General features: G+C 65.9%; 16 protein-coding genes. 9 read left to right on the top strand and 7 right to left on the bottom strand.

The features are described 5' to 3' along the window. Positions 1 to 81 precede the first annotated feature (81 nt). The 5 genes from Q5H92_RS11465 (at position 82) to Q5H92_RS11445 (ending at position 5214) form a co-directional block, all read left to right on the top strand. Positions 82 to 786, top strand: coding sequence for a GAF domain-containing protein (locus Q5H92_RS11465; RefSeq protein ID WP_305011665.1), 705 nt, complete (start codon positions 82 to 84; stop codon positions 784 to 786). Positions 787 to 992: 206 nt separating this feature from the next. Beyond that, positions 993 to 1703: a GAF domain-containing protein gene (locus tag Q5H92_RS11460; RefSeq protein ID WP_305011664.1), complete on the top strand. Its 711-nt coding sequence runs from the start codon at positions 993 to 995 to the stop codon at positions 1701 to 1703. Positions 1704 to 1871: 168 nt separating this feature from the next. Continuing rightward, on the top strand, positions 1872 to 3038 hold the full coding sequence (locus Q5H92_RS11455) for a 1-deoxy-D-xylulose-5-phosphate reductoisomerase (RefSeq protein WP_305011663.1): 1167 nt from the start codon (positions 1872 to 1874) through the stop codon (positions 3036 to 3038). 157 nt (positions 3039 to 3195) lie between these two features. Beyond that, positions 3196 to 4539 (top strand): RIP metalloprotease RseP, encoded by a 1344-nt coding sequence (gene rseP / locus Q5H92_RS11450; protein WP_305011662.1) that lies wholly within the window; start codon positions 3196 to 3198, stop codon positions 4537 to 4539. A gap of 171 nt (positions 4540 to 4710) precedes the next feature. Next, entirely contained in the window at positions 4711 to 5214 is a 504-nt protein-coding gene (locus Q5H92_RS11445; protein ID WP_305011661.1) for a DUF6702 family protein, read from the top strand. An 84-nt stretch (positions 5215 to 5298) separates the two neighbouring features. Here the strand turns inward: Q5H92_RS11445 and Q5H92_RS11440 are convergent, their stop codons facing one another. From Q5H92_RS11440 to Q5H92_RS11425, 4 genes are all read right to left on the bottom strand, one after another. Then, positions 5299 to 5964, bottom strand: coding sequence for a DUF2461 domain-containing protein (locus tag Q5H92_RS11440; protein ID WP_305011660.1), 666 nt, complete (start codon positions 5962 to 5964; stop codon positions 5299 to 5301). A 149-nt stretch (positions 5965 to 6113) separates the two neighbouring features. Continuing rightward, on the bottom strand, positions 6114 to 8585 hold the full coding sequence (locus Q5H92_RS11435; protein WP_305011659.1) for an alkaline phosphatase family protein: 2472 nt from the start codon (positions 8583 to 8585) through the stop codon (positions 6114 to 6116). Between the two features lie 313 nt (positions 8586 to 8898). After that, a complete protein-coding gene (locus tag Q5H92_RS11430) occupies positions 8899 to 10329 on the bottom strand; it encodes a T9SS type A sorting domain-containing protein (RefSeq protein ID WP_305011658.1) in 1431 nt (476 codons plus the stop codon). A gap of 37 nt (positions 10330 to 10366) precedes the next feature. Further along, on the bottom strand, positions 10367 to 11806 hold the full coding sequence (locus tag Q5H92_RS11425) for a phage tail-like protein (protein ID WP_305011657.1): 1440 nt from the start codon (positions 11804 to 11806) through the stop codon (positions 10367 to 10369). A gap of 154 nt (positions 11807 to 11960) precedes the next feature. On the opposite strand from Q5H92_RS11425, the gene Q5H92_RS11420 reads away from it, so the two are divergent. After that, positions 11961 to 12617 (top strand): LuxR C-terminal-related transcriptional regulator, encoded by a 657-nt coding sequence (locus tag Q5H92_RS11420; protein WP_305011656.1) that lies wholly within the window; start codon positions 11961 to 11963, stop codon positions 12615 to 12617. A 167-nt stretch (positions 12618 to 12784) separates the two neighbouring features. Here the strand turns inward: Q5H92_RS11420 and Q5H92_RS11415 are convergent, their stop codons facing one another. After that, complete coding sequence (locus tag Q5H92_RS11415) at positions 12785 to 15745, bottom strand: sensor histidine kinase (protein ID WP_305011655.1); 2961 nt, start codon at positions 15743 to 15745, stop codon at positions 12785 to 12787. 222 nt (positions 15746 to 15967) lie between these two features. Here Q5H92_RS11415 and Q5H92_RS11410 point away from each other — a divergent pair, with 222 nt between their 5' ends. Continuing rightward, entirely contained in the window at positions 15968 to 16747 is a 780-nt protein-coding gene (locus Q5H92_RS11410) for a L,D-transpeptidase family protein (protein ID WP_305011654.1), read from the top strand. Positions 16748 to 16888: 141 nt separating this feature from the next. Next, a complete protein-coding gene (locus tag Q5H92_RS11405) occupies positions 16889 to 17977 on the top strand; it encodes a WD40 repeat domain-containing protein (RefSeq protein WP_305011653.1) in 1089 nt (362 codons plus the stop codon). Between the two features lie 132 nt (positions 17978 to 18109). Here Q5H92_RS11405 and Q5H92_RS11400 read toward each other — a convergent pair whose 3' ends face one another. Beyond that, positions 18110 to 19555 carry a DUF5723 family protein gene (locus Q5H92_RS11400; RefSeq protein WP_305011652.1) on the bottom strand — a complete coding sequence of 482 codons (1446 nt, stop codon included), beginning with the start codon at positions 19553 to 19555 and terminating at the stop codon, positions 18110 to 18112. A 196-nt stretch (positions 19556 to 19751) separates the two neighbouring features. Here Q5H92_RS11400 and meaB point away from each other — a divergent pair, with 196 nt between their 5' ends. Beyond that, positions 19752 to 20744, top strand: coding sequence for a methylmalonyl Co-A mutase-associated GTPase MeaB (gene meaB / locus Q5H92_RS11395; protein WP_305011651.1), 993 nt, complete (start codon positions 19752 to 19754; stop codon positions 20742 to 20744). Positions 20745 to 20883: 139 nt separating this feature from the next. Here meaB and Q5H92_RS11390 read toward each other — a convergent pair whose 3' ends face one another. After that, positions 20884 to 21351 carry a hypothetical protein gene (locus Q5H92_RS11390; protein ID WP_305011650.1) on the bottom strand — a complete coding sequence of 156 codons (468 nt, stop codon included), beginning with the start codon at positions 21349 to 21351 and terminating at the stop codon, positions 20884 to 20886. Positions 21352 to 21636: the final 285 nt, after the last annotated feature.

The following is a 21636-nucleotide window of genomic DNA, read 5'->3' as shown; positions in this document are numbered from 1 at the left end:
AATTCGGGCCGAAGCGGTGCCTGCGTAGCCAACGGCTCTGTTTTTTCGTTAGCTTGCTCACGCCTCTTCACCCTACCCGCTGTGAATTCTCTACTCGCCTCCCTGATTCCGGCCAACGACGACGCCCGCCTCCGGGCCCTTGACCGCTACCAGCTGCTCGACGCCCGCAGCGAACAAGTGCTCGACGACGTGGTGGCCACCACCGCCAGCCTGTTCCACGTGTCCAACGCCATGCTCTCCATCGTGGAGAAGGACACGGTGCTCGTGAAAGCGCCCTACAACCTGCCCACGCCCATCGAGCGGGTGCCCCGGGCGCAGAGCATTTGCTCGGCCACCATTTTGCAGGACGAGACGACGGTATTTGAAGACGTGGAAAAAACCGGCGTGCCCGGCGTCGACCTCACGCTGGTGCGGCAAATGGGGCTGCATTTCTACGCCGGCCACCCCCTGCGCACCCCCGACGGCCACCACCTCGGCACGCTCTGCCTGCTCGACGGCCCGCCGCGCCGTTTCACCTCCCTCGAACGCACGCTGCTGGGCCGCCTGGCCGGCATGGTGATGCGCCTGCTGGAGCTGCGCCGCACCCTGGGCGCCCACGCCGGCGCCACCTCCTCGCTCTGGGAAATCGTGTACCGGGCCATCGGCGAACAGCTCAAACGCCTCGCCGACCTCACCCGTCGCGCCGCGCCCGCCGGCGGGCAGCTCTCCCCGGCCGTGGCGCAGGAAGCCGGCGCCATTGTGGGCATCATCGACCAGTTTCTGGTCTCGACGCTGCAACGCCGTTAGTTGCAGCGCCGCCGGCCGTAGCAGCGGCAGCCAGCCCCGGCAGCGCGGGTACGTTGGAAGAAAGTTGCACAATACCAGCTTGGTTACGCAACCCTGCCCCCTCGCCAGCGGTAAAAGCAGCAACTGGCAGCTCAGCAGTATGGGCATTTGCCTCGCGGCCGGCACCGGCTGTTTCATACGGGCCTGCCCTTCTTGACTCCTTGATTTTGGTTGATAATTCCACTTCCCTGATACCGGCCAACGACGCGGCCCGGCTCCAGGCCCTCGCGGGCTACCAGCTGCTCGACGCGCGCAGCGAAAAAGTCCTCGACGACGTGGTGGCCGCCACGGCGCGGCTCTTCGGCGTGTCCAACGCCATGCTCTCCATCGTGGAAAAAGACGAGGTGCTGGTGAAAGCGCCTTACAACCTGCCCGTGGCGGTAGAAAGGGTGCCGCGCAATATGAGCTTGTGCTCGGCCACCATTTTGCAGGATGAAACGGCGGTGTACGAAAACATGAACTTGGCCAGCGCGCCCGGCGTGGATATTTCCCTACTGCAGCAGCTGGGCCTGAGCTTCTACGCCGGCCACAACCTGCGCACTCCCGACGGCTTCAACCTCGGCTCGCTGTGCGTGTACGACGGCCCGCCCCGGCAGTTTTCGCCCATCGAGCGCGCCCTGCTGGCCACCCTGGCCGGCGTGGTGATGCGCCTGCTGGAGCTGCGCCGCACCCTCGGCGCCCACGCCGACAGCACCGCCGTGCTCTGGGCACCCGTGTACGGGGCCATCGGCGGGCAGCTGGCCCGCCTCACCGCGCTGGCCGAAAGCACCACGCCCCCCGATGCTGCCCCCGCCCTCACCGAAGGCGTCGCGGCCGAAGTGAAGGCCATTGCCACGGTCATCGACCAGTTCGTGGCCGCCACCCTCAAGCGGGTGTAGCAAGCTGTCATTCCGACGATTTTTTGTCATTCCGACGAAGGAGGAATCTGGGACAAACCGTTTAAGCGGACAATCCCAGATTCCTCCTTTGTCGGAATGACAGCTTACGCCTAAGCCGACGAGGGCAAGGGCGGCGTACTTTTGCCACGTTTCTGTGTCAGTAGCATTATGGTTGAGAAAAACGAGGTAAAAACGCTGGCGTTGCTGGGCGCCACGGGCTCCATCGGCACGCAGGCGCTGGAAGTAGTGCGGCAACAGCCGGGCCGGTTTAGGGTGGCGGTGCTGAGCGCGCAGCGACAGTGGGAGCTGCTGGCGCAGCAGGCGCGCGAGTTCCGGCCCGCCGCCGTGGTCATCGGCGATGAAAGCCTGTATCAAAATCTAAAAGAAGCGCTAGCCGACCAGCCCGAAACGGAAGTAATGTCCGGCACCGCTGCCCTGGCCGAAGTCGTAACCCGACCCGAAATCGATATCGTTCTCACGGCGCTGGTGGGCTACGCCGGGCTGCTGCCCACGGTGGCCGCCATCCGGGCCGGCAAGGACATTGCCCTCGCCAACAAGGAAACCCTGGTGGTGGCCGGCGAGCTCATTACGGGCCTCATCAAGCAACACCACGTGCGCCTACTGCCCGTCGACTCGGAGCACTCGGCCATTTTCCAGTGTTTGGTGGGCGAGGAACAGAATCCCATCGAGAAAATCATCCTCACCGCTTCGGGTGGCCCTTTCCGCGGCCGCTCGGCCCGCGAGATGGAGGCCGTGACTAAGGCCCAGGCCCTGAAGCACCCCAATTGGGACATGGGCGCTAAAATCACCATCGACTCGGCCTCGCTCATGAACAAGGGCCTTGAAGTCATCGAAGCCAAGTGGCTGTTCGGACTTACCAATGAGCAGATTGACGTGGTGGTGCACCCGCAAAGCATCGTGCACTCGCTGGTGCAGTTCCAGGACGGCTCGCTGAAAGCGCAGTTGGGCTTGCCCGACATGAAGCTGCCCATCCAGTATGCGCTGGGCTACCCGCAGCGGCTGGCCAACACCTTCCCGCGCTTCTCCTTTCTCGACTACCCCACCCTGACCTTTGAGGCGCCCGACCGGGTGGCATTTCCCAACCTGGAGCTGGCGTTTGGGGCCATGCGGCGGGGCGGCAACGCGCCCTGCGTGCTCAACGCGGCCAACGAAGTGGCCGTGGCCGCATTTTTGCGGGAGCAGGTCGGCTTCCGCCAGATGTCGGACCTCGTGGCCGAGTGCCTGGCGCGGGTATCGTACCTTGCGGAGCCGATTCTGGCCGACCTGGTGGCGACTGACGCGGAAACGCGCCGGCTGGCCGAAACCTTGGTTTAACAACTTTTGTCATGTGCTGTCAAAGCCGGTCATGCTGAGCGCAGCCGAAGCATCTCTACTGCTTCGTTGCAGTCATCATTGATTAGTTGCGCGGTAGAGATGCTTCGGCTGCGCTCAGCATGACGTTCTTTTAACACAACACTTCCCTCGTTTCCCTTTGGCTATCCTCACCATGATTGGCCAGCTTGTGCTGGCGCTTTCCATCCTTGTTGGCTTGCACGAATTCGGCCATTTCGCCTTCGCCAAGCTCTTTAAAATCCGGGTCGATAAGTTCTACATCTTCTTCGACTTCCTGTTTCCGATGCCCAACGTGGCCAACTTCGCGCTGGTCAAGAAGAAGATTGGCGAGACGGAATACGGCATCGGCTGGTTTCCGCTGGGCGGCTACGTGCAGATTCACGGCATGATTGACGAGACGCAGGACGCCACCGCCCTGGCCGGCCCGCCGCAGCCCGACGAGTTCCGGGGCAAGCCGGCCTGGCAGCGCCTGCTGGTGATGCTCGGCGGCATTATCATGAACGTGGTGCTCGGCATTGCCATTTTCACGGCCATGACGGCCTACTATGGCGAAACCTACCTGCCGGCCTCGGCCGTGAAATACGGCGTGCTGCCCAACGGCCTGGCCCGCGAAGTGGGCTTCCAGACCGGCGACAAGGTGGTGAAAATCAACGGCCGCCCGTTCACTGAGTTCGACGAAATCTACAAGCCCGAGGTACTGCTCGGCGACAACACCTACTTCACCGTGGAGCGCAACGGCCAGCTGGCCGACGTGAAGCTGCCCACCAACTTTCTCGATAAATCGAGCAAGCAAACCGAAGACAGCCTCCTGCTCCGCCCCCGCGAAACCTTCGCCGTGGACCGCGTGACGCCCGGCGGCAACGCCGCCAAAGCGGGCCTGCAGGTCGGCGACGTCATCACGACGGTAGCCGGCCGCCCGGTGCAGTTTTTTGATGAATTGCAATCCACTCTGCTGGCCAACAAGGGCAAAACCATAGCCCTGAACGTGCAACGCGCCGGCCAGCCCACCACCCTCAAAGTGGCCGTGGACGGCGAAGGCCACATCGGCTTCGAGCGCAAGTCGACGCTCACCTTCGGCACGCGCCACTACTCGCTGGCTGAAGCCGTGCCGGTGGGCACGAAAAAAGCCTTTGGCATCGTGTGGGTGCAGGCCCGCGCCTTCGGCAAGATTCTGACGGGCAAGGCGTCGGCCAAAAACCTGGGCGGCCCGGTTGAAATCGCGCAGCAGTTTGGCGGCGTCTGGGACTGGCAGCACTTCTGGGGCCTGGCCGGCATCCTGAGCATGGTGCTCGCCTTCATGAACCTGCTGCCCGTGCCCGCCCTCGACGGTGGCCACGTGGTGTTCCTGCTCTACGAGATGATTCTGCGCCGCAAGCCGTCGGATGCGTTTCTGGAGGGCGCCCAGCGTGTGGGCACGTTCCTGATTCTGGCCCTGATGGCCTACGTGCTGGTGTTCAAGCAGGTAATGAAGCTGTTTAACTAGCTGGCGTTTCATTGGCGCGAGAAGGTTTCTCGGCACGAAAATAGAACGTCATGCAGAGCGGAGCGAAGCATCTTTACCGCAGTAGTAAATCAAATTACTTGCGCGGTAAAGATGCTTCGCTCCGCTCTGCATGACGTTCTTTCCTTTTTCACCTTTACCCCATCCGCTTTCATGCGCCTGCCTGCCGCTTTCGTTGCACTCGCGTCGCTATTGCCCTTGGCCGGCGCGGCCCCGGCCCTGCACGCCTATCACAGCACCCTCACGGAGCTGCGCTACAACGCGGCCAAGAAGCAGTTGGAGCTGTCGGTGAAGGTGTTTACCGATGATTTCGAGAAGGCCCTCTCGCAGGGCCAGGCGGCCCCGGTGAACCTGACCGATGCCGGCCCGCGCCCGCTGGCCCTTACCACGGCTTACGTGCAGCGCACCCTGCAAGTGCGTACCCCCACGGGCGCGCCGCTGCAAGTGCAGGTGCTGGGCCTGCAGGCCGAAAACGACGGCTACTGGCTCTACTGCAAAGTACCGCTGCCGGGCCCGCTGGCCGGCGTGCAGCTGCGCCAAGCCATGATGCTTGATGTATTTGGTGATGAGATGAACATCGTCAACATCGAAGCCAATGGCAAGAAGCAGAGTGCCCTTTTCCGCGCCGGCCACGAGGAGGAAGTGCTGAAGTGGTAGCACCGTAGCATGGACTCTGCGAGTCCGCGCATTGAACGAACGGACCAGCCATGCGCGGACATGCGCGGACTCGCAGAGTCCACGCTACATTTCTACCGCGCCGCGCAGCCACTGGCAAAATGGCACCATGGCCGCAAATACTTTCGGCACATGCGCCCGGAAATCGGCGTGGCTTAACACCTCGGCGTCGCTCAGCTGGTGGCTGGCGACGAAGCTTTTGTGCTTGAGCAGCTCAATCTCGGGATGCGATACATCGTAGGAGGCGGGCGACTTTTTGAGCTTGTCGCCGCCCATGCCGCCGAAGTAGCGCTGGAAATCGGGCGCCGCCAGAATGGCTTTCAGCTCGTCGGCGTTGTAGTCGATTTCCTGGCGAATGGCGGCCAGCTGGTTTTTGTCGGGCATGTACCAGCCGCCGCCGATGAGCGTGTTGCCGTTCGGCCCAATCTGCACGTAGTAGCCGGGCGTTTCGATGTCCTTGCCGCTGGCGGTGAAGTAGGCCGAGAAGTGCAGCTTATACGGGTCTTTGTTGTTGCTGAAGCGCACGTCGCGGTAGATGCGGAAGATGCTTTTGCGGCCCAGCGGCCCGGCCAGCGCGGGGTCCAGCTTTTGCAGCTCCTGGTACCAGTATTCGGCATCTTCCTCGAATTGCTTGCGCAGCTGGTCGTAGGTGGCTTTGCGCTCCTGAAACCAGGCGCGGTCGTTGTGCTTGGTAAGGGCCGTGAGGAAGGTGAAAAGGGACTTGAGCTGCATGAGAAGGCGGAGTGAATTTGAAGCTGCGTGTTTTTTGAACGTCATGCCGAGCGCAGCCGAGGCATCTCGCGTGCAACAGTAAATCTTGTCGTTTGGGTTACTGCCCAAGCGAGATGCCTCGGCTGCGCTCGGCATGACGTGCTTTTCTTTCAGTCGTCATCGCCCTCCTCCTCGTGCTTGGCCTTCGCCTCGCGCAGGAAAGCGGCGCGGCGCGGGGCCGGCATCTGGCTCTTTTCGCCCCGAATAGCCTGCCAGATGTTCTCATTAAAGGCCAAATCGGGGGCGGCGTCTTCGCGGCTCATGTCGAATTTCAGGGAGCGGCGGGCGGGGGCGTTGAAGGCGGTGTTGCGCACGTCCTGCGGGGTGGTGGCGGGGCGCAGGGTGTAGGGACGGAAATTGGGCTTCGGCGTGAAGCAGGCCCAGAGCGGCAGGGCGGCGGCGTCGTACTGGCTCATGGGCGGCAGGCCGAGGATAAGCTCCAGCGTGCGCAGCATGCCCGACGTTGTGTAGGCGGTGTGTACCACGGCATTGCGCCGGATGTAGGGCCCGATGAGGTAGGCCGTGGAGCGGTGCGCGTCGATATGGTCAGGGCCGTTCTGGGCGTCGTCCTCCACTATCATCACCACCGATTCTTTCCAGACGGGGCTGTTCGAGAGGTGTTCGATGAGGCGGCCCAGGGCCAGGTCGTTGTCGGCGGCGTAGCTCAGCGGGCTGAGCTCGCCCTTGCGGGCGCCGTAGGTGTGGTCGTTGGGCAGGCGGATGATGCTGAGGTTGGGCAGCTGGCCGGCGGCCACGAGCCGGTCGAAGTCCTTTTCCCACACCTTTTCGCGGTCCACGTCCTTCACTTTCAGGTTGAAGCCCGCGTACTCCTTGCAGTAGTTGGCCGCGATGGCCGGCTTGGTGGGCTTGCCCTGAAACACGAACTCGCCGTAGGAGCGGAACGTGCGGCCGGCGCGCAGACAATAGTCCCACAGGAAACCGTCCTGGGGCTCGGCCACCTCGCCCTTGCTGCCCTCGAAGTCGTAGTCGCCGCCGCGGCCGCTGTAGTTGCTGGGCCAGGTTTTCTCCACAAAATCGGTGGCATAGGCGGCCGTGCTCCAGTTGTGGCCGTCGGCGCTCACCTCGGCGTCCACGTAAAAATTATCGAGCAGCACAAACTCCCGGGTGAGGGCGTGGTGGTTGGGCGTCACCTTTTCGGGAAACAGGCAGAGGCTGACGTCGCCATTGCCGGCCGGCAAATCACCCAACACCTGGTCGTAAGTACGGTTTTCCTTGATGATGTAGAAGACGTGCTTGATGGGCGACGACTCCCCCACGCGCTGCGGCACGGGGTTGCCGGCCGGCACGTCGGGCGCCGCCTCGCGGTTTTTATTGAACGGCGTGTTGGCATAAACCTGCGTCGAATACGCGGCCAGGGCCATTTCATCGGGCACGGGCAGGCGCGAGAGCGCGCCGTGCAGCAGCCCGCCAATGTAGCCGTCCCCCTTCTCGCCCTCGTCGCGCACGGGGTTGGGCCCGTTGGGATTGGGGCGCGAGGTGCTGCCTTTGCCGCTCAGTACCAGCAGCTGGGCGCCGGCCACGCGCACCGCCGTGGGGTACCAGCCGGTGGGCACGAAGCCCAGCGGCCGGCTGGCGGCCGCGTCGCGCACGTCGAACACGGCCACGCAGTTATTATCAGCGTTGGCAATGAACAGCTGGGAGTCGTCGGCGCTCAGGGCCACGCCGTCGGGCGTGCTGCCGGCGGGCGAGGCGGGGAAAAGGGCCGTGTTCAGGGTTTCGGTTACGCGGCCGGCGCGGGTGTCGATGACGGACACCGAGTTGCTGTTGGCGTTGGCCACGAACAGGCGGCGGCCGTCGCGGGTCAGGGCCAGGTCGTTGGGGTGGCTTTCGACGGGAATGCTGGGCATCAGTTGTTCCGTTTCCACATCATACACCGCCACCGCGTGCCCGCCCCAGAGGCTGATGTAAAGCCGCGCGCCATCGGGGCTGAGCAGGACGGCGTAGGCTTCGGCCGGCAGCCTGAGGGTGCGCAGAATCCGGCGCGTTTTCAGGTCGAAGGTGTAGAGCGAGTTGTCTTCGCGCGTGACGGCGTAGAGCTGCTGGCGACGGCCATCCACGGCCAGGCCGGTCACGCCGATTTTCTGCTTCGGCCACTTCTGGCCCAGCACCAGGGCGCTGTCGGCCAGCAGTTTTTGACCTTCGACCCGGAAAGTGTGAATGCGGTTGTGCTGCCCGCCGGAGGCGTAGAGCGTGCGGCCGTCGGGCGCGAAGGCCAGCCCGGCCCAGGCGGCCGGCACCTCTTTGGTGTCGAGCAGCTTGCCGGTGGCCACCTCCAGCAGCTGAACCGAGTTTTTGCCCCAGCCGGCATTCACCACGGCGGCCAGGCGGCCGTCGGGGCTGATTTGCAGGTTCAAGGGCAAATCGCCGAGCGGGGTGGCGGTGCCGGCGGGGCTCAGCTTCCAGCCGTTGGGCAGGCGGGTTTGGGTGGTGCCGGCAATGGGACCGGGCAGCACGCCGGGCGCCTCGGTCGCAGCTTTCCGGGCGGAGTTGCCGGTGCAGCTGAGCAACGCCAGGAGCGGCAGCAACGAGGCGAGGCGGCGGTTTATTGAGGATAAAATCATGAGCGAAGCAGCAACGGCACCCCGGCCGCCGCAACGGCTGCGAAGGTAACGCGGCTACCCTTGCTTGACGCCTCCCCAAATCTGGCGGGGCCGCGCCGCCCGCGAAATCTCCCCGAACTAACAGCGTCGAGTCGTGTCTTGCAAAGCATACGCAACAAGCAAAAGGACAACGGGAGACTTCGGCCAAGCCGACGGGCCGGCTAGCCGGCTACTTGCGCACCGGCGCCCCGGCTGGAGCCTCGACCAGCAGACGGGCCAGCTGCTCCTTCAGGGTTTACAGGTCAGCGTGGTCGGCGGCGGCTTGGGCGGCGCACTACTCCACCGTCAGGCGCAGCGCCTTATCGCCGGCGCGCACCACGTACACGCCCGTGGCCAGGCCGAAGGGTAGGGCCAGTGTCGCGGTGCCCGTGGCATCGGCGGTGGCCGCCGTCACGGCGCGTCCCAGCGCGTCGTACATCTGCACCACCGTGCCGGGCCGCGTGCCCGTGAGCGTGGCCCCGGTGCTGGCCGGGTTGGGGTACAGGGCCAGGCCGGTAGCGGCCGCCGTCAGGGCAATGGTGCGCACCGGCGAGTAGCTGGCCGTGCCATCCGTATCCACTTGCCGCAGGCGGTAGTACACCAGGGCGGTGGCGTAGGTGAGCAGGTTGGGGTCGGTGAAGGCGTAATCCGTGGGGGTATTGGTGGTGCCCTGGCCGGGCACCGGGCTGCCCACCGGGCGGAAAGCCCAGCCGTCGGGGCTCACCTCCACCACAAAGTAGTCGTTGTTCAGCTCCTGGGCGGTGCGCCAGCTCAGGCGGACCAGCGAGCCCTCACGCCGGGCCCCAAAATCGACCAGCGTGACGGGCAGCGGCGAGTCGGCGGTGCTCACGGTGAAAAACGAGAGGCCGCTGGCCGGGGCCGTGCCCGTGGCCGTGCGGGTGCCGGCCGCGTTTTGAGCGGGGCTGATGCGCGCCCATCCGGAGCCTGCCACCGGGGCGGCGGCCCGGCCCCACACCTGGCTTTGGGCGAAATTGCTGAGGCCAAGGTCATTGTCAATTAGCCAGCTTAGCTGCACGGTGCCTTTGACGGGGGCCGACGTGCTCCAGATACGGTCGATGCCCCGGTTGCCGCTGGCACTGGTGCCGTAGCTGACCTGGCTCAGGGTGAGGCCCGCCCGGCGGGTCACGGTCAGGGAAGTGGTGGCGGTAGTGGGCGTGATGGTGAAGCTGTTGGGGAAAACGGTGGCCATGCCGGCGGGCACACTATTCCTCACCGCCGCCAGATTGCCCTTCACGTACCGGCCGCTCTGCTCGCCCACGAGCGTAGCCCCATCGAGCAGGCGCAGGGTGGAGGATGGGTCCGTCGTCACCATGCCGCCGCTCAGCGTCAGCGTGCCGGCAATGTCTGCGTTGCTGTTGGCGGGCAGGCTGACGGTACCGCCGGGGTTACTCACAGTCAGGTTGCGCAGCTGGGCCCCGTTCAGGCTGAGCTGCTGGGCGGCCGGGCCGTTGAGGGTGACGGTGCTGGCGGTGCCGGGCGTGAGGGTGGCCCCGCTGGCGTTCAGCAGGTTGCCGCCCACGTACACCTCGTTGGGGCCGCTGCTCAGGTCCAGGGTGCCGCTGGCGTTTTGCAGCGCGCCACTCACCGACAGCGCCGCGCCGCCCGACAGGCTGATGGTGGCGCCGTTATTCACCAAATCCTGGGCCCGGGCGGCGGGCAGGGCCGCCACGGCCAAGAGCCATCCAAGAGAGAAAACGTGTTTCATCGTCAGAAAGGAAGGGGTAGTGGCAACCCGGCGCCGACTACGGATTGACCGTGAGCTTGATGTAGCCATTGCCAAAATTCACGCCCTGCTGGTGCACCACGTTGGTGATGCGCCCGTTGCCGAGCGCAAATGAAGCCCCGCCGCCGCCGCCGCCCACGCCGGCATTGGGCCCCGTGCCGGAGGTGCCCGAGCCGCCGCCAAAGTAGCCGCCGCCGCCGCCGCCCGGCCCAAAGCCCTGCCGCACCTGACTCTGGCTTAGCGTGATGCTGCCGCCCAGGTTGGCCGCGCCATCGGTGCCGCCCGAGCCCGAGCCCCGGCGCCCTCCGGCCGTACTGGTGGCCCCGCGTCCGCCGTAGGCGGTGTTGTTGGAGGTGCTGCCCCCGTCCAGGGCTTGGTTTGTCTGAGGGCCGGTATTCCGAAAGCCGCCGGCCCCGCCGTCGGTGTAGCGCGTGTTTCCCGAAGGCGTCAGGTACGACGCGCCGCCCCCGCCGCCGCCGGCCACCAGCTGCGTGGTGTTGCGCGCGGGCAAGGTTCCCGGCGCGGGCGGCCGGGTGACGTAGCGCACCTCGCTGGCGCCGCCGCCGTTCTCGCCGTAGGGGTTGCGGGCCGGCGGCTGGGTGTTGGACAGGCTCAGGCCGCCGCTGCCGGCGGGGTCGCCGTTGCTGCCGTCGGTGCCGCCCACCAGCAGATAAAGGATGTCGCCGGGCTGCACGTCGATATCGGCCGATACCGTCCCGCCCCCCCCGGGCAGGGCCTGGCCCAGCAGTCTGCTGCCCGAAGCGCCCGCCACTTCCAGGTGCAGGGAGGTCACACCGTCGGGCACGAAGTAGGTATGCACGCCCGGGGCCGTGTAGGTATATTCGGTGGCCGAGCTGGCGGTGGTGCTCACCTCCTGCCAGCTCGTGCCGTCGAACACGTTCAGGTGGTTGGTGTCGGTGTTGAAAAACACCAGGCCCTGGGGCGGGGTTGGGCCCAGGGCTTCGCGGGTCTGGTAATTGAAGCGCGGCAGCACCACGCCTTTCTCGCCGATGATAAAGTCGAGCACGGCGTTGTCGTCGGCCCCCCGGCTGCTGCCCAGGTCGTCGATGCGCAGCCCCACGCTGCCGGCCGAGCCCACCAGCTTATTGCCGTTGAGGTTGACGTTGGTGCCGGCCACGCCGTTGCCCAGGTTGTCGCCCTGGGTCTGGAGCGGCAGCCAGCCCCCGCCGGTGTAGTAGTAATAGCCCGCACCCGGCTGCCCGCCGGGCGAGTCGGACTGGTACACCAGCATGCCGGCCACGGCGTTGGTCATGCCCACGCGGTTGGCGTAGGTGAGGCGCGGCGGCAGAAAGCCCTTGGTGTCGGAGCGCACCTCCAGGGCCGCGCCGGCCGCCGCCGTGCCCCCACCCGCCGGTCCAATGAGCACGCCCTGCGCCGGGGCAAAAAAAGGCAGGGCCAGCAGCGCCGCGCCCGCCAGAAAAGTAGAGAAATGAGCCATCGAAGAAAGCAAAAAGGGCCGAATTGACTTAGACCGGCTTAATGGATAAGGCAAAGGTCCGGGCCGGGCCGCCGGGCAGGCAAGCCGCCGGCATCACTCAAATGCGGTAGGCAGAGCGTTTTTTTCGGAGCTTGTAAGCCCGGACCTTTGCCCTATGTCTGCCCCTTTTTCCACCACTGCTCCCCTGCGTCTGGCCTTGGTCGAAGACGACCCTGAGCTGCGCCAGCTGTATTCGGACTACCTCTGCCGCCAGCCCGAGCTAAGCTGCGTGCTACTGGCCGGCTCGGCCGAGTCGTTTTTCGACCAGCTGCCCGACCTGCTGCAAGCCCCGCAGGTGGTGCTGCTCGACGTGGGCCTGCCCGGCCGCAGCGGCCTCGACGCGTTGCCCCGCCTCAAACAGCTGCTGCCCGACACGGAGGTAGTGATGCACACCGTCTTCGACGACCCCGACCGCATCTACCAGGCTCTGTGCCGGGGTGCCTCGGGCTACGTGCTCAAAAACCAGCCCCTGGCCGACCTCAAAGCCGCCGTGCTGGAAGTGGCCCGCGGCGGCGCGCCCATGAGCCGCGCCGTGGCCCGGCAGGTGCTGGCCCACTTCAAGCCCACCCCCACCGCCCAGGCCGGCTTGCTCTCAGAGCGCGAGCAGCAGGTGCTCGAAGGCATGGTCGACGGCCTCGGCGACAAGCAGGTAGCCACCCGCCTCGGCCTCTCGCCCGATACGGTGCGCACCCACGTCAAAAACATCTACCGCAAGCTGCAGGTCAGCAGCCGCGCCGAGCTGTTGAGCCGCCACGCCAAGGGGCAGCTGTAGTTTGGCACGGATAAGCGGATAAATCATTAGAACGGTCATGCTGAGCGCAGTCGAAGCATCTCTGCCGGGTAACTAATCCAATCGATTAGGTTTACTATTGCGGTAGAGATGCTTCGACTGCGCTCAGCATGACGCGCTGGATTATTCCTTCCAATTCATCCAGCCACCTATGCCGGCAACGGCACTTCCAGCCGCACTTCAAAGCCGCCCCCGGCCCGCGCCTCCGCCCGCAGATGGCCGCCCAGCCCGGCCGCCCGCTGTGCCATGTTGAGCAGGCCCATGCCCGTGCGGGTAAGCCGGGCCGGCTGCGGCCCGCCGTCATCGGTAATACTGAGCACCAGCTGGTTGGCCCGGCGGCTCATCTGCACGCGCAGCAGGGTGGCGCCCTGGGCGTGGCGCACGGCATTGGTCACGGCTTCCTTGAAAATGCGGTACACCGACTGGCGCACGGCCGGTGGCAGCGGCGTCGTATCGGGCCAGTCGGTGGTGCTGAGCTCGGTTTGCCAGCCGGCGGCGGCGGCCGTCTGGTCGAGGTACTCGCGCATGCGGTCGAAGAGCGAGCCGGCCGAATCGGCGCGGGCATCGATGCCCCACACCACGTCGCGCATGGTGCTGGCGGCGGCGCGGCTGTTGCGCAGCAGGCGGTCGAGGGCGGCGTCCTGCAGGTCGGCCGGCAGGCCCCGCAGCAGCTCGGCCTGCACACTCACGCGGGTAAGCAGCGTGCCCACCTCGTCGTGCAAATCGGCGGCGATGCTGGTGCGCAGCCGGGCTTCGCGCAGGGCGCGGGCCAGGCGGCGGCGGTGCAGCCAGTAGGCCGAAGCGGCCGCCAGGCCAAAGGCCAGCACCCATACCACCGGGCGCTGCCACCACAGGGCCTGCACCTCCAGCGGCAGGCGCAACGCATTGGCCGCGAATAGCCCTTTGGCCGTTTCGCCCCGCACCAGGAGGGTGTAGCGCCCCGGCTGCGGCACGGGCAGCAGCAGGGTGCGCGGGGTGAAGGCGTGCCACTGCACCCGGCCGTTCTTATCCAGCAGCCAGTACTGGAACCGGGCACCTTCCGGCGTGAGGTAGTCGCTCAGGGCCAGGTGCCAGGCGGCAAACTGGGTATCGGGCGGCAGGCGCAACGGGGCGCTGGCCGGAGCCGCCGGCGCGTAGCTGGTACGCCCCCGGGGGCCGGCATTCTGGTAGTGGGTGGTGCCGGTGAGCAGCAGCCGGGGCGCGGGCACGTCGGCCGGGGCGCGGGCGGGCACTACCCGGTGCAGGCCGCCCACGCCGCCGAAGTAGAGGGTGCCGTCGGCGTCGCGCCAGGCGGCCTGGCGGTTCAGCTCGGCGTTGCGCAGGCCGTCGGCTTCGCCATACACGCTGGCGCGGCGGCGGGCGGGCTGCACGCGCACCAGGCCGGCGTAGGTGCCGGCCCATACCTCATCGGCCCGGCCCGGCAACACCGACACCACCGTGGCGCTCAGCAAACCGGTGCCCACCGTGTAGCGCTGCACAATGCCCCGGCCGGGGTCGAGCAGCAGCAGGCCCTGGTCGCGGGTGCCCAGCCACACCTGGCCCGTCGGCGTGGCGTGGGCGCACAGCACATCGGCCGTGGGCAGATGCTGCCGGCCAGCCTGCGCCGGGCCGTAGGGCACCAGCTGCCCGCTCCCGGGCCGCAGGCAGTACAGCCCTTTGTTGGTGGCCAGCCACAACTGGCCGCGCGGGTCCTGGGTCAGGCCGCGAATATCGAGACGCATCAGCATGGCCGCCGCCGCGCTCGTGGCGTAGGGCTGGGCGAGGTGCCGGGCGGTATCGAGCAAAAACAGGCCCGGCTTGGCCCCGCCCCACACCCGGCCCTGCGCGTCGTGCAGCAGCGTTTGGGCCACGGCGTTGGGTGGGCTGCCCGGCCTGAAGCTATAAGCAAGCAGCTCGCCCGTGCGCGGGCTCAGCTCGCCAAAGCCGTGGTTTTCTTCGGCATAAAATACGCGTTTCCCCACGGTGAGGAGGCCGTACAGAATGCGAGGCAACCGGTTCTGGCCCAGCCGCAAGGGCTGCAGCGGGGCTGTGTGGCGGCCAGCGGCCTGCACCAATGCCGGGCCGTATCCGCCCACCAGCAAACGGCCGTCGGGCAGGCGGGTCAGGCCGCGCGTGCTGTAGGTTTCGCCCCCCGGGCCGGCCAGCGGGGTGATGAAGGGGGGCAGGGGCCGCAGCTTGTAGCAGCCGCGCCGGCCGCGCGAGTACGTCCAGCGCAGGCCGTCGGGGGTGCCCTGCACGGTGTATTTGAGCGGCGTGTTGGAGCTGCCGTCGCGGGGGGCAGGGCCGAGGCTGACCTCGGGCAGCCCCGGCCCGGCCGGCCAGTGCAGGGTAATCAACTGGCCCCGGTTCACGATTTCCCAGGTGCGGTCGGGCAGCTGCAGCGGCTGGAATCCATCCTCGCCGCCGGCCGTCTGCCAGCGGCGGCGCTCGCGTAGCGGGGCACCGGGCGCCACCTGCTCGTACAGGGCGTGGGTGCTTACAAACTGCTGCGGCTGCGTGTCGGGCACGGGCAGCAGCACGCGGCCGGGCCAGCCGGGGGTTTCGGTAGCCCGGCCATTGGCGAGGTGAAAGAGGCGCGCCCCGTCCGTTAGCACCCAGCTGCCCGCGCCCCGGGCCTCGGGGGCCAGCCAGCGCACGGGGCGCGGCAGGCGCCAGGTGGGCACGGCCGGGTCGGGCCGGCCATCGGGCCCCAGGCAGGCCAGGCGGCCGGCCGCGTAGCTCACCCACAGCCGGCGGGTGCGCGGGTGCTGCCACAGCTCGTACACTTCGGCGCGGCCGGCGGGCACACCCGGCAGCGCCACGCGGGCCAGTTGTGCGGTGGCGGGCACGTAGCGAAATAGCCCGGCCGGGCCGCCCACCCACAGCACACCCGTGGCGTCGGCTACCAGGCCCTGCACGGGGCCGGGCGGCAGGGTGTCGGGGGTGCCGGCGCGCAGCAGCCGGCGCAGGGGCACCAGTTCGTAGCCGTCGTAGCGCAGCAGGCCTTCGTCGGTGCCCACCCACATCAGGCCGGCGGCGTCGCGCACCAGCTGCTTCACCAGCACCTGGCTCAGCACGGGGTCGCGCTGCCAGCCCTGCGCCCGCAGCCGGGCCGGTAGTCCGGCAAGCAAAACTCCCAGAATAAGCAGCCCAAAGCTCCGAAAACCCATTTTGTGCGTGGTGGCGGTGAACGACGCGCAAAATAGGCACGATGGCCGGCCGTTTCCTCACACGCGGCTGCTCAAGCGTCGGAACACAGGCCTTTTAAAAAGTGCGAATTCCCGCTAACCCACAAAATAGAAACAGTCGAATGTCGTTGTAAGCGCATTCTCCACTTTCACCGTTCGGGTTTTATGCTGCGTCGTTTGTCGTGCTGCGGGTTGTTGCTATTGGTTGGGTTTCAACTATTGGCTCAGGGCTGTGCCTCGCCCGGCGGCAAGGCTGCGGCCGATAGCCTGACCGGAAAAAGCCCGGCCGCCTTCTGGCAGGAGCAGCTGCGGTTTCCGCGGGTGCGGGCGGCGCAGGCGGGCATTGGGGCGGAGCTGGCCACGCGGCTGCACGCACACGCCCTCGACCCGAAAAAGCTGGAAGTTTTTATCCGGATGATAAAAAGCCGCGCCGAGCTGGAGCTATGGGCCCGCAACCAGGGCGGCGGCGCATTTCAGCTGCTCAAAACCTACCCGCTGTCGGCCACGTCGGGCACGCTGGGGCCCAAGCGCCGGAGCGGCGACTACCAGGTGCCCGAAGGCTTCTACGAAATCGACCGCTTCAACCCCAAAAGCAACTACCACCTTTCGCTGGGCCTGAACTACCCCAACGCCGCCGACCGCGCCCTGGGCGAGCCCCACCCCGGCGGCGACATCTTCATCCACGGCGGCGAGGCCTCCATCGGCTGCCTGCCCATCACCGATGCGGGCATCGAGGAAGTGTACCTGCTGGCCGTGGCGGCGCGGGCGGCCGGGCAGGCTGTCATTCCGGTGCACCTCTTCCCCTTTCCCATCACCGAAACCGAGCTGGCCAAGCGCCGCAACAGCCCACACCAAGCCTTCTGGCGGGGTTTGATGCCGGGCTTCGTGTATTTTGAGCAGCATCATGACGTGATGCGGACGGAAGCGCTGTTGGTGGCGCGGTAAGCTGATTGTAGCGTGGACTCTGCGAGTCCGCGCATCGCCAGAACGTTCGCCTAAGCGCGGACTCGCAGAGTCCACGATACAAGGCACCATTAGGCACGGTTTTTTCGTTTAGCCGCGAAACCAACCTGATTCCCCGTGCCCATGAAACGCCTTTTGCTTGCGCTTTCCTCGTTGTTTTTCACCCTCACCGCCCAGGCCCAGCGGCCCACCGACCTGTGGTACTTCGGCCAGCAGGCCGGCCTGACCTTCGCCGATGGCACGCCCAAGCCGCTGAACGACGGCAAGATGAGCACCTACGAAGGCTGCGCCGTGGCCACCACCGCCAAGGGCGAATTGCTGTTCTACACCAACGGCGAAACCGTGTGGAACCGCAAGCATCAGCCCATGCCCAACGGCCGCCAGCTGATGGGCAGCGGCAGCAGCACCCAGTCGGCCCTCATCGTGCCCGACCCCGGCTCGGGCAACATCTTCTACATCTTCACGGTGGCACCGCAGGGCACGCCCAACGGCCTGCGCTACTCGATAGTGGACATGACCCGCGACGACGGCTTCGGCGACTTACCCCGCGTGAACCTGCTCCTCATCCAGCCCGTGGCCGAAAAGCTGGCCGCCGTGCGCCACCAGAACGGCCGCGACACCTGGGTGGTGGCCCACCGCTGGAACTCCAACGCCTTCGTGAGCTACCTCGTGACGGCCGAGGGCGTGGCCGGCAAGCCGCTGATGAGCAACGTGGGCAGCATGAACGCCGGCCCCGGCCGCAACGCCATCGGCGCCCTCAAGTTTTCGCCCGACGGCAAGCACCTCGCCGCCGCCCTCTGGCGCGAAACCAACAAGTTTGAAATCTACGATTTTGACCGCGCCACCGGCAAGGTGAGCAACCCGCGTAGCTTCGGGCCCTTTGCCGAGGCCTACGGCGTGGAATTTTCGCCCGACGGCTCCAAGGTGTATGGCACCTGCAACGGCGTGGGCGGCGGCGAAACCCAAATCTGGCAGTTCGACCTCAAAACCAAGGACAAAGTCATGGTGGGCAAGTCGGCCAACCGCAAAATCGGCGCCCTGCAGCTCGGGCCCGACGGCCGCATCTACGTGGCCCGCGAAGACAACCCCAACCTCGGCGTCATCGAAAACCCCAACGCCCTGGGCAAGGACTGCAAGTACGTAGACGAGGGCCTGAAGCTGGGCGGCCGCCGCAGCAAGCTGGGGTTGCCCGCGTTTGTGGTGGTGCCGTAGGGTTGGTTTGGGCAATAAAAACGCCTGTCATCCTGAGCGGAGCGAAGGACCTTATCACGTTAAAACAGCTTGTTCTGACGTGATAAGGTCCTTCGCTCCGCTCAGGATGACAGGCGTTTTTGTTTTTAACTCTTAATTCGTCGTCGACTCCCCGCCAATCTTAAACCGCAGCACGCCAAAGGCCACCGACGAATACGGCGATTCCTCGCTCAGCAAACCCACCACGTCGCGGGTGCTGATGCCGGCTTCCCAGATGGGCGTCACGAAGGTGAGGCCCAGCGGCAGGCTCTTGCCGTAGCCGGCGCCCTCGGTGAAGCCGCTGCTCAGCTTAAGCCAGTGCAGGGGCTTGTAGTCGACGCCCACGCCCACGAAGGGCGCAGTGAGGTTGCCGGCCACCTTGTTGAGGGGCAGGGTCACGTCGAGGCCGGCTTCGAAGAACTGGCTGATGCGGACGCCGCCGCCCAGGCGCAGCTTGGCTGGCAGCGAAGCCTTGCGCTCCTTGGACGCTTCGTAGGTGAAGAGCGTCGACTCGGTGTTGCTGAACTGCTTGCTGATTTCGTTGATGACGTCGTAGGTGCTCAGGCCGGAGCTGTTCACCTGCTGCAATTTCTGGTCCTGCGCCTGCAGCACGTTGCCCGTCCAGGTCATCGAGCCCAGGTCAGCCACCGAGGCGCCGACGCGCACGATTTTGCCAATTTCGGCCGCCAGCCCGAAATCAAACCCATTGCCGTGCCCCACGGGGCTCAGCCCGCCGCCATTTTCATAATTGAAATTCGTAGCATTGGGATTAGCTAAAGTGCCGTAGTTGACCTTGAAGAGCGGCGACAGCGCGTTGTAGGCGTAGAGCGTGCCGCCGGTCGTGCGCACGTCGGCAATGCCGATGCCCTGAATGTAGCGGTAGCCCAACCCAGCCGATAGCTTGAACCCGGTGTTGTCGAGCACCTGCACGCCGTAGGCCAGGTTGAATTCGCTGGTCCAGGCCGCCTGAATGGCCGTGCCGTCCAGGAAAGCCGCCACCCCAATGGTCTGGCCTGTGGGCGTGACGGTGCCCGTGCCCGAGGCGTAGGCGTAGTAGGGCTGCAGGCTGGCCGCCGACTTGCCGTTCACGATAACATCGGCGGCGTTTTTGTTCAGGGCCAAGTGGCCGGCCACGCGCTGGCGGTTGCTGAAGGCGATGCCGCCCAGGCCGTTGGGCAGGGTCACGGCCAGGCCCAGGGTGGTCACGTCCACGTTCAGGTTCAGTACGTTGTCGCCGGTGAGCTGCTGCACTAGCGCCGTGCGGTCGGCGGGCGTCAGGGCTTGGCTGCCGTCGTAGAGAATGTGCTTGAACATGCTTTTGGTGAGCGACTGCGAGCCGATGCCCGCCCCGGTTTCGGCGATGGTGAAGGCTACCTTGAAATCGGTGCCGCGCCCCAGGTTGGCGGGGTTGATGCCGATAACCTGGTAGTCGGTGGCGAAGGTGTTGATGACGCCGCCGCGGCCGGTGGCCGAGAAGTTGCTCAACTCGTTTTGGGCCCATGCCGAGCCCGGAAGCGCCAGCCCGAGGGCCAGCAGCGCATAGTGAAAAGGTACTTTCATATCGAAGGCAGGTGAAAAAGGTGGACGAATGGGGAGGTGGGAGGGGAAGGGTGTGCGCAAAGAACCCGCGCGCGGCCAGCGGCCCCAACCGCAGTCGCCCAACGCCGGGGTAGCGTCGACAACTGCCGGGCTTCGGCCTTGATTGCCGAAACGCCCGTTCTTTGCAGCCGCAAGCTAACGCCTCCTTTTCAATATTTTGCCTCCCAAACGTCTTTCCGTCGCCGAATACGCTGCCGGCATCCAGGCCGGGTCCCGCACGGTGCTGGGCCGCGCCATCACGCTGGTCGAAAGCACCTTGCCCTCCGACCAGGCCCTGGCCCAGCAGGTGCTGCAGGCCGTGCTGCCCCACACCGGCCGCAGTCTGCGCGTGGGCATCACGGGCGTGCCGGGCGTGGGCAAAAGCACGTTTATTGAGGCCCTGGGCCGACTTTTGGTCGAAACCCAAGGCAAAAAACTGGCTGTGCTGGCCGTCGACCCCAGCAGCCAGCGCGGCGGCGGCAGCATTTTGGGTGATAAGACCCGCATGCCCTGGCTGGCGGCGCACGCAGCGGCTTTCATCCGCCCCTCCCCCGCCGGCAGCAGCCTGGGCGGCGTGGCCCGCGCCACCCGCGAGGCCGTGCTACTGTGCGAAGCGGCCGGCCACGACGTCATTTTTGTGGAAACCGTGGGCGTGGGCCAGTCCGAAACCACCGTGCACGGCATGGTCGATTTTTTCCTGCTGCTGCTGCTGGCCGGCGCCGGCGACGAGTTGCAGGGCATGAAGCGCGGCATCATGGAAATGGCCGATGCCCTGTGCATCACCAAGGCCGACCACGGCAACGAGCAGGCCGCCCGCCGCGCCAAAGTCGACTACCAGAGCGCGCTGCACCTGTTTCCGGCCGCGCCCTCGGGGCAGGTGCCGCCGGTGCTGCTCACCTCGGCCGTGAGCGGCACGGGCCTGGCCGAGGTGTGGCAGGCCATCGAAGCCTACGCCCAGGCCACCCAACAAAACGGCTATTTCCAGCGGCGGCGCCAGCAGCAACAGCTGCAATGGCTGCATCAAAGCATCGCCCAGGAGCTGGAAACGCGCTTTTATGCCGATGCCGCCGTACGCCAACGCCTGCCCGCCCTCCAGCAAGCCGTGGCCGCCGGAAGGGTTACGCCCTTCGCAGCGGCCACGGAGTTGTTGGACCTAACGGCGGGCAAATAGGAAGCCATTTTAAAAAAAGCACGTCATGCTGAGCGCAGTCGAAGCATCTCTACCGCGTAAGTAATCCAATCAACAGGATTTACTATTACGGTAGAGATGCTTCGACTGCGCTCAGCATGACGTGCTTTTTCCTAAACTGCTACAGCGCCGCCGTAGCTAGGCCGCTTTCCACGCGGCGCGTGGTGGTTTCGCGCACGGCAATGCTGGTGCGGCCGGCTTGGGCGGCCTGCACATCCACGGTGTAGCGGTAGCGGCTGGCGCCCACGCGGCACTGCACCGCATAGCGGCCCGCAGGCAGCCCGTTGAACTTGAGCAGGGTGCCGTAGGCGGGCGTGCGGTAGGTTTCGTTGAGCAGCGTTTGGTTGGTGCTGAGCTGAATAACCTGCATGCTGGCCTTTTGCTGAGCGGGGTTGCTGATGCGGACGCGCAGGCTCTCGGCGTCGGGCTGGGTCACCTGCACGGGCTCAGTGGCCAGGGTTTGGGCTTGGGCGGGCTGGGCCCAGGCGGCGCCGAGCAGCGCCAGCGCGCCGATGACAAATGAGCGGGCGCCCTGAGCAGCTTTTGCGGCTGGGGTGGCGAGGTGGGCGGAGCAGAAGGTGGTTTTCATGGGTTTGCAGAAAAAAGGTTTTGGGAAATGATGAAGCGTTGTCCCTGGCAAGGCCGGCGCCAGCTTGCCACTCGTGTCCAGTTTTGAGCGGCGGCGGCCCAGGGTCAGGAGGTACAATTCTATTCCCGTGCCAATTTTATAAGTTATTATTATACAGATTATTGCCATACATATAGCTGGTTTTTGGGTTTGGAAAACATGTTCACGACCGGCCACTTGTCCGGTTATGAACATTCGCCGGTGCTACCAGCCACTGCCTACGCCCGCTGCGTGCGGCAAGTGGGT

This window comes from Hymenobacter mellowenesis (assembly GCF_030581005.1).
Lineage (GTDB): Bacteria > Bacteroidota > Bacteroidia > Cytophagales > Hymenobacteraceae > Hymenobacter > Hymenobacter mellowenesis.
Note: the sequence above shows the minus strand (reverse complement) of the source record. Positions and strands in the feature narration are given on the sequence as shown.

Coding starts and splice junctions, on each gene's coding strand:
- Q5H92_RS11440 (WP_305011660.1), bottom strand. CDS start 5,964: ATGCAGCTCAAGTCCCTTTTCACCTTCCTCACGGCCCTTACCAAGCAC.
- Q5H92_RS11445 (WP_305011661.1), top strand. CDS start 4,711: ATGCGCCTGCCTGCCGCTTTCGTTGCACTCGCGTCGCTATTGCCCTTG.
- Q5H92_RS11425 (WP_305011657.1), bottom strand. CDS start 11,806: ATGGCTCATTTCTCTACTTTTCTGGCGGGCGCGGCGCTGCTGGCCCTG.
- Q5H92_RS11410 (WP_305011654.1), top strand. CDS start 15,968: ATGCTGCGTCGTTTGTCGTGCTGCGGGTTGTTGCTATTGGTTGGGTTT.
- Q5H92_RS11455 (WP_305011663.1), top strand. CDS start 1,872: ATGGTTGAGAAAAACGAGGTAAAAACGCTGGCGTTGCTGGGCGCCACG.
- Q5H92_RS11390 (WP_305011650.1), bottom strand. CDS start 21,351: ATGAAAACCACCTTCTGCTCCGCCCACCTCGCCACCCCAGCCGCAAAA.
- Q5H92_RS11420 (WP_305011656.1), top strand. CDS start 11,961: ATGTCTGCCCCTTTTTCCACCACTGCTCCCCTGCGTCTGGCCTTGGTC.
- Q5H92_RS11405 (WP_305011653.1), top strand. CDS start 16,889: ATGAAACGCCTTTTGCTTGCGCTTTCCTCGTTGTTTTTCACCCTCACC.
- Q5H92_RS11430 (WP_305011658.1), bottom strand. CDS start 10,329: ATGAAACACGTTTTCTCTCTTGGATGGCTCTTGGCCGTGGCGGCCCTG.
- Q5H92_RS11400 (WP_305011652.1), bottom strand. CDS start 19,555: ATGAAAGTACCTTTTCACTATGCGCTGCTGGCCCTCGGGCTGGCGCTT.
- Q5H92_RS11435 (WP_305011659.1), bottom strand. CDS start 8,585: ATGATTTTATCCTCAATAAACCGCCGCCTCGCCTCGTTGCTGCCGCTC.